The sequence below is a fragment of the Pectobacterium cacticida genome (assembly GCF_036885195.1).
Classification (GTDB): domain Bacteria; phylum Pseudomonadota; class Gammaproteobacteria; order Enterobacterales; family Enterobacteriaceae; genus Pectobacterium; species Pectobacterium cacticida.
On the sequence record NZ_CP133656.1, the window covers coordinates 3,289,269 to 3,302,755 of the forward strand.

The 13,487-nt window shown below is 54.9% G+C and carries 12 protein-coding genes and 1 riboswitch; of the genes, 10 read left to right on the forward strand and 2 right to left on the reverse strand.

All coding sequences use genetic code 11. From position 1 onward, the window contains the following. Positions 1-68: 68 nt before the first annotated feature. Together RFN81_RS15100 and RFN81_RS15105 are read left to right on the forward strand one after the other, a co-directional pair. Entirely contained in the window at positions 69-1,460 is a 1,392-nt protein-coding gene (locus tag RFN81_RS15100) for an NAD-dependent succinate-semialdehyde dehydrogenase (RefSeq protein ID WP_264496606.1), read from the forward strand. A gap of 9 nt (positions 1,461-1,469) precedes the next feature. Further along, positions 1,470-2,015, forward strand: coding sequence for an NADPH-dependent FMN reductase (locus RFN81_RS15105; RefSeq protein WP_264496607.1), 546 nt, complete (start codon positions 1,470-1,472; stop codon positions 2,013-2,015). A 132-nt stretch (positions 2,016-2,147) separates the two neighbouring features. Here the strand turns inward: RFN81_RS15105 and sgrT are convergent, their stop codons facing one another. After that, complete coding sequence (sgrT, locus tag RFN81_RS15110) at positions 2,148-2,312, reverse strand: glucose uptake inhibitor SgrT (RefSeq protein WP_264496608.1); 165 nt, start codon at positions 2,310-2,312, stop codon at positions 2,148-2,150. A gap of 90 nt (positions 2,313-2,402) precedes the next feature. Between sgrT and sgrR the strand changes: the two genes are divergently transcribed. The 7 genes from sgrR to ilvN all read left to right on the forward strand — a co-directional run bounded on the left by sgrR (position 2,403) and on the right by ilvN (position 9,932). Further along, the gene (sgrR, locus tag RFN81_RS15115; RefSeq protein ID WP_264496609.1) at positions 2,403-4,061 is read left to right on the forward strand and encodes an HTH-type transcriptional regulator SgrR; all 1,659 of its coding nucleotides are present in this window, start codon (positions 2,403-2,405) and stop codon (positions 4,059-4,061) included. A gap of 37 nt (positions 4,062-4,098) precedes the next feature. Further along, positions 4,099-4,195: riboswitch (TPP riboswitch) on the forward strand. 85 nt (positions 4,196-4,280) lie between these two features. Continuing rightward, positions 4,281-5,264, forward strand: coding sequence for a thiamine ABC transporter substrate binding subunit (thiB, locus tag RFN81_RS15120; protein ID WP_264499001.1), 984 nt, complete (start codon positions 4,281-4,283; stop codon positions 5,262-5,264). After that, positions 5,240-6,847 (forward strand): thiamine/thiamine pyrophosphate ABC transporter permease ThiP, encoded by a 1,608-nt coding sequence (gene thiP / locus RFN81_RS15125; protein ID WP_264496610.1) that lies wholly within the window; start codon positions 5,240-5,242, stop codon positions 6,845-6,847. The genes thiB and thiP overlap by 25 nt, the downstream gene beginning before the upstream one ends. After that, on the forward strand, positions 6,834-7,544 hold the full coding sequence (thiQ, locus tag RFN81_RS15130) for a thiamine ABC transporter ATP-binding protein ThiQ (RefSeq protein ID WP_264496611.1): 711 nt from the start codon (positions 6,834-6,836) through the stop codon (positions 7,542-7,544). Before thiP ends, thiQ begins: the two co-directional genes overlap by 14 nt. Positions 7,545-7,752: 208 nt before the next feature. Then, a complete protein-coding gene (locus tag RFN81_RS15135) occupies positions 7,753-7,860 on the forward strand; it encodes an ilvB operon leader peptide IvbL (protein ID WP_264496612.1) in 108 nt (35 codons plus the stop codon). A gap of 108 nt (positions 7,861-7,968) precedes the next feature. Continuing rightward, a complete protein-coding gene (gene ilvB / locus RFN81_RS15140; RefSeq protein ID WP_264496613.1) occupies positions 7,969-9,633 on the forward strand; it encodes an acetolactate synthase large subunit in 1,665 nt (554 codons plus the stop codon). A 5-nt stretch (positions 9,634-9,638) separates the two neighbouring features. Continuing rightward, positions 9,639-9,932 (forward strand): acetolactate synthase small subunit, encoded by a 294-nt coding sequence (gene ilvN / locus RFN81_RS15145; RefSeq protein ID WP_264499002.1) that lies wholly within the window; start codon positions 9,639-9,641, stop codon positions 9,930-9,932. Positions 9,933-9,966: 34 nt separating this feature from the next. Here the strand turns inward: ilvN and RFN81_RS15150 are convergent, their stop codons facing one another. After that, the gene (locus RFN81_RS15150; RefSeq protein ID WP_264496614.1) at positions 9,967-10,737 is read right to left on the reverse strand and encodes a DedA family protein; all 771 of its coding nucleotides are present in this window, start codon (positions 10,735-10,737) and stop codon (positions 9,967-9,969) included. Positions 10,738-11,071: 334 nt separating this feature from the next. Here RFN81_RS15150 and RFN81_RS15155 point away from each other — a divergent pair, with 334 nt between their 5' ends. After that, a complete protein-coding gene (locus RFN81_RS15155; RefSeq protein WP_264496615.1) occupies positions 11,072-13,438 on the forward strand; it encodes a DNA polymerase II in 2,367 nt (788 codons plus the stop codon). The last annotated feature ends 49 nt before the right edge of the window (positions 13,439-13,487 follow it).

Below are 13,487 nucleotides of genomic sequence, written 5' to 3' on the forward strand. Positions count from 1 at the left end.
CGCTATCAACTCACGTACACGTTAATGATCGCAGGCATCTTACATCGTCAATTTTCAGGAGGTTTACCGTGGGATATGCCACTATCAACCCGTACACGGGTGAAGTCGTTAAAACGTTCCCCGACGCCACTGACGCCGAAGTCACTGACGCCATCAATCAAGCTCACAACGCTTTCCTGGCATGGAAAACAACGCCATTTTCTACCCGAAGCGCCATTCTGCAAAAAGCCGCCACGCTCCTGCGCCAGGATAAAGAAGAAATGGCGCGGCTACTGACGCTGGAGATGGGTAAGCTGGTCAGTGAAGCGCGGGCAGAAGTCGAACTATCCGCACAAATTTTTGAATATTACGTTAAACACGCCGAAACATTATTAGCCCCCGAAACGCTGCCGGTAGAGAACCCGCAGGAAGCTACCGCACAAATCGTGCACGATCCGCTGGGCGTATTGCTCGCGATTGAGCCGTGGAATTTTCCTTATTACCAGATCGCACGCATCATCGCGCCGCAACTCTCCGCCGGTAATACCATTCTCCTGAAACATGCCTCAAACGTACCGCAGAGCGCTGCGCGATTTGAGAAGCTGATGCACGACGCCGGATTACCGAAAGGGGGATTTACCAACCTCTATGCCACCCGCAAGCATATCGAAATGATCCTCAACGATCCGCGTGTACAGGGCGTCGCCTTGACGGGTTCGGAAGGCGCAGGCGCTTCGGTGGCGCAACAGGCCGCGAAAGCGCTGAAAAAATCGACGTTGGAATTGGGCGGCGCGGATGCCTTTGTGGTGTTGAAAGATGCGGATTTGGAAAAAACCGTCAAATGGGCGGTATTTGGTCGCCACTGGAATGGCGGGCAAGTCTGTGTCTCTTCTAAACGCATGATCATTGATGACGCGGTGTATGATGCATTTCTTGAGCGCTATACGCAGGGCGTTGCCGCGTTACGGGCGGGCGACCCGTTGGATGAAAACACCACATTGGCGCCACTCTCATCCCAACAGGCTGCCGATGAAGTGAAAGAAAAGATCAAACTGGCGGTGTCTCACGGCGCTACGGCGCTGGAAGTCGGCCCTAAGGTGCCAGCGCAGGGTGCGTTTGTGCAACCGACTATCCTCACGAATATCACGCCGGATAACCCCGCCTATTATATGGAATTTTTTGGCCCGGTCTCCATGTTGTTCCGTGCCAAAGATGAAGATGACGCGGTACGCATTGCCAACGATTCTCCTTTTGGCCTCGGTGGTTCTGTATTCACACAAGACAGCCAACACGGAGCGGAGGTCGCCGCTCGAATCTCCACTGGGATGGTGTTCGTTAATCACCCAACTCGTGTTAAAGCCGATCTACCGTTCGGCGGCGTTCGCCGTTCCGGCTACGGACGCGAGCTTACCGGACTCGGCATTAAAGAGTTTGTGAACCATAAGCTGATTTCAATTGTTGATATTGATGCTGAATTCTAAGGAAACATCATGAGCACCCTACATCTATTAGGCATTGCAGGCAGTTTACGCCAAGCCTCGACAAATAAAGGGCTGTTGCGCGCCGCACAGGCAGCGCTGCCCACCAATACCACACTTGAGATTGCCGATCTGTCAGATGTGCCTTTCTACAATGCTGATTTGACTGAAATCCCCGCCAGCGTACAGCGTATCGCGCGCCAGGCACAACAGGCCGACGGTTTCGTGTTTGCCTGTACCGAGTACAATTACTCCATGGCTCCTGCGCTGAAGAACATTCTCGACTGGCTTTCACGCTTACCGGACAGCCAGCCGCTGAGCGGTAAGCCGGTAGCGCTGATGGGCGCGGGCGGCGGTATGGGCACTTCACGTGCGCAGTATCACCTACGTCAGAGCGCGGTATTTCTGAATCTCCAACCGCTCAACAAACCGGAAGTCTTCGCCAATGCGTTCGCGGGCGGCTTTGACGATCAGGGCAATTTGCATGACGAAAAAATTGCGACGCTCATCGGCGAACAAATGAACGCGCTGGTTGCGGCAATTAATGCCTCGCGTTAATCGTTAACCAACACACGCCGGTATTATCATGAATAGCGTTGATACCGGCGCACACCATAAAAAAAAGCCAGCGAAAATATTCGCTGGCTGGTGAAACATCACCATTACTCAGAATACATTGTTTCGCAGCGCCTAGAGCCAATGGCGGTACGCTTCATCAGACATGTCGTTCAGGTGCCACTGCGTTGCCTGTTGCAATAATGCAACGCGCTGTTGGGCAGGCATCCATCGCAACCACTTTGCCTTACAGGTCAATAAGTAGGTTTGATAGAACCGGTACAAGCGAGAAATTGCCATAAGCCACCTCCTCTCTTCCCTTGTTCGAAAGTATCGACGTAATATAGGGAAAGATAAATTGATGACTTTAGTGCAGGGAGTTCCTCTTTTATGCCTTCCACTCGACTGCAACAACAGTTCATTCGCCTATGGCAGCACTTTCAGGGGAAAACCGCTGCTACCACACTGCAAGAGTTAACCGGGGTATTAAACTGTTCCCGACGTCATATCCGCTCATTGCTGAATGCGATGCAGCAAGAAGGCTGGCTCGTCTGGCAGGCTGAGGCTGGACGAGGAAAACGCTCACAACTCTCCTTTATCTATACCGGATTGGCCCTACAACAGCAGCGTGCGGAGGATCTGTTAGAGCAGGATCGCATTGAGCAACTGGTTCAGTTGGTGGGCGACAAAGAAGCGGTACGCCAGATGCTGCTGGCACATCTGGGACGGAGTTTCCGGCAGGGAAAGCATATTTTGCGCATTCTCTATTATCGGCCATTACGCAACTTACAGCCCGGATCGGCGCTGCGGCGTTCGGAAATGCACATCGCACGGCAAATTTTCAGTGGGCTCACCAAGATAAATGAGGAAAATGGGGAAGTTGAACCCGATCTGGCTCATCACTGGCAGAGAGTCTCCGCCCTGCACTGGCGCTTCTATCTGCGCCCGGCTATCCGTTTTCATCACGGACGAGAACTCACGATGGATGACATCACCACCTCGCTCTCTCGTCTTATTCCGCTCCCGCTCTTTTCTCATATTGAAAGCGTCACCTCGCCAATGCCCTTCGTGATTGATATTCGGCTAGACAGCCCGGATAACTGGCTACCGTGGTTATTAGGCAGCGTGCACGCCATGATTTTGCCGCAAGAGTGGCAAACGCTACCCGATTTTGCCCAGCACCCAATTGGTACCGGCCCTTATGCCGTGGTACGTAATAACAGTAATCAATTGAAAATCCGCGCCTTCGATGACTATTTTGGCTATCGGGCGCTGATCGATGAGGTCAATATCTGGGTTCTGCCCGATGAACCAGAGGAAACGCCGGTATCTATCCAACTCCAGTTTGACAATTCTCGTCACGAGCAGCTAGAAAGCCGGATGGAAGAAGGCGGCTATTTCCTGCTGTTCGATAAGCGTTCGCCGTTAGCATCACGGCCGGAAGCTCAACGATGGCTCAGGCAGATATTTAACCCCATTTCGCTACTCAACCAGGCGAATACCAGCAACCAGCGTGACTGGTCGCCCGCCTACAGTCTGCTGCCGCGCTGGCACCATCACCATCCTGAGATACCGCAATCCATTCCGAAAGGGCTGACGGACGTTACGCTCACGTTCTATCAGGCACATCCTGAATACCGGATATTAAGTGAGATTATGCGCACGCTGCTGGCACAGCACGGCGTCACGCTGCATATTCAGACGGTCAGCTACGAAGACTGGCACCAGGGCAATGCGGAAAGCGATATCTGGTTTGGCAGCGTAAACTGCTATTTACCCCTCGAATTTTCCCTGTTTGCTACGCTCTACGAGCTGCCGCTGGTACAACTCTGCCTGAATGACGATTTGCACGCGGACGCGCAGCGGTGGCGCAATGGCACACTGCTCTTAGCTGAATGGTGTGAAAGGCTCATCCAAAGCGGCCAATTGCATCCGCTATTACATCACTGGCTGCAACTTCAGGGGCAACGCAGTATGCGCGGCGTCAGGATGAATATGCTGGGCTGGTTTGATTTTAAATCCGCCTGGTTCTTGCCGCCGGAGCGCTGAGAGCCTTTCACTACCCAACATAACCCTTTACAATGAGCCGTTCTCAACGGGGTGCGGAAGATTTTTCGCTGAGAAAATACCCGTCGAACCTGATCCGGTTAATACCGGCGAAGGGATTTGAGAGTGCGGCTCATTGCTTTGCTGCCTCAAAATCCTTTGCCACCCTATGATGCTCAGGAGTGCAAAGTGTTCAATCAATTACTACATCGTTCAGCCGCCGTGCTGAAAATCAGCCTGCCTTGCCTGTTACTGCTCTCTGCTTCGGCGTTCGCCAAGCCTACGCTAACCGTTTATACCTATGACTCATTCGCTTCCGAATGGGGTCCGGGGCCCGTCATCAAAACCGCTTTTGAGAAAGCGTGCGAGTGCGAACTGAATTTCGTCGCGTTGGAAGATGGCGCATCGCTATTGAACCGGCTGCGAATGGAAGGTAAAAACAGCAAAGCGGACATCATTCTGGGGCTGGACAACAACCTGTTGCAGGCAGCGGAGCAAACCGGCCTGTTTGCCCCACACCATCTCGACACCAGCGCCGTTACGGTGCCGGGCGGCTGGAACAATAAGACCTTCGTGCCTTACGACTACGGCTATTTCGCTTTTGTCTATAACAAAGAGACGCTGAAAAATCCGCCGAAAAGCCTGCATGAGCTGGTAGACAGCGACACGCCGTGGAAAGTGATCTATCAGGATCCTCGTACCAGCACACCGGGACTGGGACTGCTGCTATGGATGCAAAAAGTATATGGCGATGAGGCACCGCAAGCCTGGCAGAAGCTGGCGAAGAAAACCGTTACCGTCACCAAAGGCTGGAGCGAAGCCTATGGCCTGTTCCTGAAAGGGGAAGCCGATCTGGTGCTGAGCTACACCACGTCTCCGGCCTACCACATTATTGAAGAGAAGAAAGACAATTACGCCGCCGCAACCTTCAGCGAAGGGCACTATCTGCAAATCGAAATCGCCGGGCAACTGGCTTCCAGCAAAAATCCCGAACTGGCAAAACGCTTTATGCAGTTCATCCTCAGTCCAACCTTCCAGCAGGCGATCCCTACCACGAACTGGATGTACCCAGCCGTTAAAACCGACCTGCCTGCGGGCTTCGCCACGCTCAAGGTGCCGGAAAAAGCCATGCAGTTCAGCGCACAGGACGTCGCCACTCACCGGACGCAGTGGATTCAGGCATGGCAACGCGCCGTCAGCCACTGATCGGCGGACGTTTGTGGCCAGGGCTACTGGCTACCACGCTGTTAATTTCCGTTGCCGTACTGGCTTTCGGCGCCTTGTGGCTACAGGCGCCGGGCAGCCAGTGGCGCACGCTATGGCATGACAGCTATCTCTGGCATGTTATTCGGTTCACCTTCTGGCAAGCCTTTCTCTCCGCGCTGTTTTCTACCGTGCCAGCCATTTTTCTCGCCAGAGCGCTGTATCGACGGCGTTTTCCCGGCCACCGTTGGCTGTTGCGCCTGTGCGCGATGACGCTGGTGCTGCCCGTGCTGGTGGCCATTTTTGGCCTACTCAGCGTGTATGGGCGTCAGGGCTGGCTGGCCTCTGCATTAGGCTGGTTTGACCTGAAATACACGTTTTCACTCTATGGATTGCAAGGCATTCTGCTGGCGCATGTGTTCTTCAATCTGCCGCTGGCGACCCGATTGCTGTTGCAGTCGCTGGAGGGGATAGCTACCGAGCAACGCCAACTGGCTGCGAATCTCGGCATGAACGGCTGGCAACATTTCCGCCTGCTGGAATGGCCCGTCCTGCGCCGACAAATTTTGCCGACCGGCGCGCTGATTTTTATGCTCTGTTTTGCCAGCTTTGCTACGGTGCTGTCGCTGGGCGGCGGCCCGCGGGCGACCACCATTGAGCTGGCTATCTATCAGGCATTAAGCTTTGATTACGATCCGGCGCGCGCGGCACTGCTGGCGTTAATTCAGATGGTTTGTTGTCTCGGTTTGGTGCTGTTAAGCCAGCGGCTTGGGCGCATTCTGCCCGTCGGCAGCACACAGCAACTCGCCTGGCGCAACCCGCAGGATAGCGCGTTAAGCCGTCTCACCGATGGCATGATGATTGGCGCGCTGTTGCTACTGGTCGTTCCTCCCTTGCTGGCCGTGGTGGTGGATGGCGTGAACCGCTCGCTGGTTAGCGTGCTGCAACAGCCCGTGCTCTGGCAAACGCTGTTGACCTCGCTGCGCATCGCTCTGGGCGCGGGGCTTTTATGTCTGGCGTTGACCATGATGCTGCTCTGGAGCAGCCGCGAGCTCACGTTACGCCAGAAGCCGCTCTATGGGCAGTTGATGAATCTGAGCGGTATGCTCATCCTCGCCATGCCCGGCATTGTGCTGGCAACCGGCTTTTTCCTACTGCTGAATAACAGCATTGGCTTACCGCAATCCCCTTACGCGCTGGTGGTGTTCACCAACGCGCTGATGGCAATTCCGTACGCGATCAAAGTGTTGGAAAACCCGATGCTGGACGTTGCCGAGCGCTATAATCGGCTCTGTGCGTCTCTGGATATTCGCGGCTGGCAGCGGCTGAAGATCATCGAGATGGCTGCACTGAAGCAGCCGCTAGCACAGGCGTTAGCCTTTGCCTGCGTGCTATCGCTCGGTGATTTCGGCGTCATCGCGCTGTTTGGCAATGAGCAGTTCCGCACGCTGCCGTTCTATCTGTACCAGCAAATTGGTTCCTATCGCAGCGCTGACGGTGCAGTGACAGCACTGCTGTTGATGCTGCTGTGCTTTATGTTATTTACCCTGATTGAGAAACTGGCGGGCCGTCATGATCGCGCTTGAGAAATTGACCTACTTCTATCAGCACTTGCCCATGCGTTTTGATTTTCACGTCAAACCGGGTGAACGCGTTGCTATCCTCGGCCCCAGCGGCGCAGGGAAAAGTACGCTGCTGAATCTGATTGCCGGTTTCCTGATGGCGGACAGCGGCGAGTTGTGGCTTAACGGTGAGCCTCACCGCGAGACACCTCCCGCTAAACGGCCGGTTTCGATTCTGTTTCAGGAAAATAACCTGTTTCCGCATCTGACGATTGGGCAAAACATCGCGCTGGGATTGCACCCCGGTCTGCGGCTCAGTGCCGCACAGCGTGAAACGCTACGGCAGATCGCCGCTCGGGTCGGCCTGGCGGATCTTCTGGATCGTCTACCGTCGCAGGTTTCCGGCGGGCAACGCCAGCGCGCGGCTCTGGCACGCTGTCTGGTGCGCCACCAGCCTATTCTGCTGCTGGATGAGCCATTCTCAGCGCTTGATCCGGCGCTGCGTCAGGAGATGCTCGATCTGGTGGAAAGCGTATGTCAGGAGCGTGAGTTCACCCTGCTAATGGTGTCCCACAATCTGGATGATGCCCAGCGGATCGCAAAGCGTACGGTGCTGATCGTGGATGGGCAGATTTATTACGATGGTTCGACGCAGGCGCTACAGGACGGCAGCGCGGCCGCGGCCACCGTACTGGGAATTTCGCATACGCCTGCTGGGTAAACGACCGCGTAATTCGTTAATATTTTGTGATCCGTGCAACATATTGCGTTTTTATCCCTTGTAGGTATTGTGTCTTTTTCTCCTACCGTGCTTATATGACGGAGGCACATTGAGCCTCACCCGTAATGGGAACGAGCTCTTGATGATATCGGGCTTTTGACGACAAATAGCTCGGCCGCATATAACCCAAACTTGAATTAGGATTCCCGTGACGCACTACTCTTCTGCCACTTCAGCACTACTAAGCACCGCGCATGTTGACGCGGTCGTCGTCGTGCGTGTGGTCGTCGTGGTGGTCGTCGGCAACGCGCCGTAACGGGTTCCGAATCGAAGATTCTCAAACCCCGCCGGCGCCAGCCGAGCGGGGTTTCTTATTTTTATCTCCCGCTCCGACACCGCGCCGGCCCTAATGAAGGATGTAAGCATGCGTTACACAGGCGCTCAGTTAATTGTCCGACTGCTCGAACAGCAGGGCATCACCACCGTATCGGGTATCCCCGGCGGCGCGGCGCTGCCGTTATATGATGCACTGAGTCAAAGTAAAACTATTCGCCACATTCTGGCGCGACACGAACAAGGTGCGGGGTTTATGGCACAGGGTATGGCGCGAGCCAGCGGGCGTGCCGCCGTTTGCATGGCTTCCAGCGGGCCGGGGGCGACTAACCTGCTCACCGCCATTGCCGATGCCAAACTGGATTCGATTCCACTGGTGTGCATCACCGGCCAGGTGCCTTCCTGTATGATCGGCACCGACGCCTTTCAGGAAGTCGACACGTACGGCATCTCCATTCCCGTGACTAAACATAACTACCTGGTGCGAGACGTCAACGAACTCCCACGCGTGATCCCAGAAGCCTTTCGCATCGCCCAATCGGGCCGCCCCGGACCGGTGTGGATCGATATTCCCAAAGACATTCAGAACGCAACCCTTGAGTTGAGCGAACTCCCTGGTGTCCTGCCCCTCGCTACGCCGCCTGCCCCCCTCCAGCAGGACATCGAGCGGGCAGCCGCTATGATTAATGCGGCTCAACGTCCGGTTCTTTATCTGGGGGGCGGGATCATTAGCAGCAGCGCGCATAAACAAGCGCTGCAACTGGCGGAACGGTCCAGTCTACCGACCACCATGACGCTGATGGCGCTGGGTGCCATGCCCGTCGATCATCCCCTGTCGCTGGGTATGCTCGGTATGCACGCCGCACGATCAACCAATCTGATCCTAGAACAGGCGGATTTGTTAATTGTGCTGGGTGCGCGTTTTGACGATCGCGCGATTGGTAAGGCGGAACAATTTTGCCCGCAGGCCAACATTATTCACATCGATATCGATCCCGCCGAATTAGGCAAGATCCGTCAGCCGCATGTGGCAATTAACGCCGATGTCGCGCAGGCGCTGGAGCAGTTGCTGCCGCATATTGTTGCGCAGCAACGCAGCGTATGGCGTGCCGCCGTTCGTGAGCTGCAACAGGAATTTCCGTTCAACATGCCGAATGCTGACGATCCGTTAAGCCATTATGGCCTCATTCAGACTGTGGCCCGCTCACTGACGGACGAAGCCATCATCACCACCGATGTCGGCCAGCATCAGATGTGGGTCGCCCAGTCTTATCCACTGCGCCGTCCGCGCCAGTGGCTGACATCCGGCGGGTTTGGCACGATGGGCTTTGGCCTGCCTGCGGCGATTGGCGCCGCGCTGGCCGAGCCGGAACGCACCGTGGTGTGCTTCTCCGGTGACGGTAGCCTGATGATGAATATTCAGGAAATGGCAACGGCTGCCGAAGAAGGGCTCAACGTTAAAATCGTCCTGATGAACAACCAGTCGCTTGGTCTGGTTCATCAGCAGCAGTCCATGTTTTTCCAGCAGCGGATCTTTGCCGCCGATTACCGCTATAACACGCATTTTATCGCCATTGCCGCAGGCTTCGGCTTTGCAACTTGCGATCTAAACGCGGCGAACGACCCGCAGGCTGCGCTGCAAGAGGCTCTCAATCAGCCAGGGCCAACGCTAATCCATGTACGCATCGATACCAATGAGAAAGTTTTGCCTATCGTGCCGCCAGGTGCAGCCAACATCGATATGATCGGAGACTAATGACTATGCCAACTCAACCCACTTCTAATCAGGTTACGCTGGAACTCTCAGTACGCAATCACCCCGGGGTCATGTCACACGTTTGCGGGCTATTTGCCCGCCGCGCATTCAACGTGGAAGGCATTTTATGTATGCCGCTGGCAAACGGTAAGGAAAGCCGAATCTGGCTACTGGTCAAAGATGACCAGCGCCTGCAACAGATGATCAGTCAGGTGGAAAAATTGGAGGATGTGCTTCAGGTCCGCCGCCACGGTGAGGAGATGCCCATTTTCAGGCAGGTTGCCGAGTTTTATTGCTAGATGGTCGGGTCGGGGTTCCCCGGCCTGCCCCGCTTCATCCATGTAATACCTGCCATAGTAGATTGTAATAAATCGGCATTAATGGGTGCTGAATCAACATAATCAACGATGCAATGGCCGCGACAGACATCGCCAGCGCGGCCCAGCGTAGCTGTTTAATCGATACCTTACGGCTAAACCAATCATGGGATGTGCGTTTATTACTACGCCACCAGCGCCAAAGTAACCAGCCTGCGACCCACACGGTCACAGCGGTCGCCAGCAGCAACCACTTAAATTGCGCACTGTTCGTCCCTGAAGGGATATCAATCGCCACACCCGCCAGAATGCCAGGGAAAAAGTAGGCCAGCGGCCACACTAAACAACCGATAGTCGCCGGCACGGCAAATTTGTACGGTGACAATCCCAGCATCCCCGCAGCCATTGGGATTAAAGGGCGAGTCGGGCCGATAAAACGCCCGATTAATATCGTCGGCATCGGGTGCCGGTGTAAGGCGTATTCCGTCTTTTTCAGCAGTGTTTGGTGCTTTTTCAGGAAAGACCAACGATGCAGCGGTACTTTGAAATACACGCCAATAAAATAGGATATCCAATCGCCTAGCAAACAACCGATAATACCCGCCGCCCAGGCCGGATAAAGCCCCATTTGTCCACTGCCAATCAGCGCCCCTAGCGTTGCCATCATCACCGTCCCCGGCAGTAGCAGTCCGACCAAGGCCAGGGATTCCAGAAAAGCAACCAGCATGACGGCAATCAACGAATACGCGAGTGATTGGGTCACCAAATGATCCAGCCATGCTTCCATAAAACCTACCCATATTGATAAAGACGGTGTCTGCCGACAAAAGATGTTGCGCGGTAATAATGAGTAGATCGTAAAGAGGTTGCAAGTACGTTGCGAGATGTAAAATCGGACCGCAACGCTTCACTCTTCTACCCCATTATCGCCGTTTCCGTTCCATACATAAGTTTGCCAACAGTCTGAAACCAGGATTATTGGATCATAGCAGAAGCCGTTAATCGCTGACGTCGGAGCGGATGAGGCGGCATCAATACCATCGCGCTAGACAGAAACTGTATAAATAACCATACTTAATCCTATCTCTTTTTTTCTCTTGTTCGCGATAAAAGGCCGCTTAGTGACTCAGGTCCGTCAGGGTTTCCTACTCACCCGCCACTGGAACGATACACCAGCAGGTACGCAGGTTGAATTTTGGTTGGCCACCGATGAAGGCCCGCTGTTGGCGCGTTTGCCGCCACAGCAGGCCGTCGCCTTTATTCCCGCGCCGCAGGAATCTCGTGCAAGAACGCTTTTACGTCAGGAAAAACGCTGGCAGTTGAAACCGCTCGCCCTGCAAGATTTTCACCATCAGCCGCTACTGGGGCTTTATTGCGCGCAATATCGGCAACTGCTACGGCTGGAAAAGTTGCTGCGCGAGGGAGGCATTCAGGTTTACGAAGCAGATATCCGTCCGCCGGAGCGCTTTCTTATGGAGCGCTTTATCACCGCGCCCGTGTGGCTGAGTGGTACGGTTGCGTCGGAAGGACTGCTGACGGATGTCCGCATGAAGCCCGCTCCCGATTACCGCCCAATGCTGCGACTGGCGTCACTGGATATCGAAACAAACCGCCACGGTGAACTTTACTGCATCGGGCTGGAAGGCTGCGGACAACGTCAGGTTTATATGCTTGGCCCGCCGAACGGTACGCCTGTGACCGACGAGGAGTTTTCCCTTGAGTACGTCGCTAGCCGTCCGCTGCTGCTGGAAAGGCTGAATACCTGGATGCAACAGCACGACCCCGATGCCATTATCGGTTGGAATCTGGTGCAGTTTGATCTGCGCGTTTTGCAAAAGCATGCTGAACGCTACAACATGCCGCTCACGCTGGGGCGCGGCGGTCAGGCGCTGGAATGGCGGGAGCACGGCTTTAAACAAGGGCATTTCTTTGCCAGCGCGCCTGGCCGCCTGATAATCGATGGTATCGAAGCGCTGAAATCCGCCACGTGGAATTTTGCCTCATTTAGCCTGGAATTTGTCGCGCAATCGCTGCTGGGTGAAGGCAAAGCCATCGATACGCCCTATCAGCGGATGGATGAAATCGACCGCCTCTTTGCCGAAGATAAACCCGCGCTCGCCCGCTATAACCTGAAAGACTGCGAACTGGTGACGCGTATTTTCGATAAAACCGAGCTACTGTCGTTTTTACTGGAACGCGCCAGCGTTACCGGTTTAGCGGCAGATCGCAGCGGCGGCTCCGTCGCGGCATTTTCCCACCTTTATCTGCCACGGATGCATCGCATGGGTTATGTCGCCCCGAATCTGGGCGAGGTCGCACTCGAAGCCAGCCCTGGCGGTTTCGTGATGGATTCGCGCCCCGGTTTGTACGATTCGGTGCTCGTGCTGGATTACAAAAGCCTCTACCCCTCCATCATTCGTACGTTCCTGATTGACCCCGTTGGGCTGGCGGTGGGAATGCTGCACCCTGACGAAAAACAGGCTGTTCCCGGCTTTCGCGGCGCGTGGTTCTCCCGCGAACAGCACTGCCTACCGGCGATTGTCGCGCAAATCTGGCAAGGTCGTGAAGCGGCGAAACGGGCCAATAACAAACCCCTGTCCCAGGCGTTGAAGATCATCATGAATGCCTTTTACGGTGTGCTAGGCGCTACGGGCTGTCGCTTCTTCGATCCGCGTCTGGCCTCATCAATCACCCTTCGTGGCCATGACATCATGCGCAAAACGCGCGAACTGATCGAGGAACAAGGTTATCCAGTGATTTATGGCGATACCGACTCCACATTCGTCTGGCTGAAACATACGCATAGCGAACAGGAGGCGACAACGATTGGTAACGCACTGGTTCAACACATTAACCAGTGGTGGAAACACCATCTGCAAGACACCCTGCAATTAACCAGCGCGCTGGAGCTGGAGTTTGAGACGCATTTTCGCCGCTTCCTGATGCCGACCATTCGCGGCGCAGAACAAGGCAGTAAAAAGCGTTACGCGGGGCTTATCGACACGCCACAGGGCGAAAAAATGGTATTCAAAGGGCTGGAAACCGTACGTACCGACTGGACACCGCTAGCGCAGCAGTTTCAGCAACAGCTCTATCGGCTCATTTTTAAACAACAACCTTATCAGGCGTGGTTGCGAGACTATGTTAAACGGACGCTAAACGGTGATTTTGACGATCTATTGATCTACCGTAAACGGCTACGCCGCAAGCTTGATGATTACCAACGCAACGTGCCGCCCCACGCCAGAGCGGCTAAAATCGCCGATGACTATAATCGCCAGCAGGGGAGGCCGTTGCAATACCAGAACGGCGGTTGGATCAGCTATGTCATGACCGTTAACGGCCCGGAGCCGCTGGAAACCCGACATTCACCGCTGGATTACCAGCATTATGTAGAACGTCAGCTCCAGCCAGTCGCCGACGCCATTCTTCCTTTCCTGCATGACGATTTCACTACGCAGGTGACTGGGCAAATGGGGCTATTTTAACTGTCCGGCGGGCATGAAATTCAATGAAAGCGGTTAATTCACGGGACTA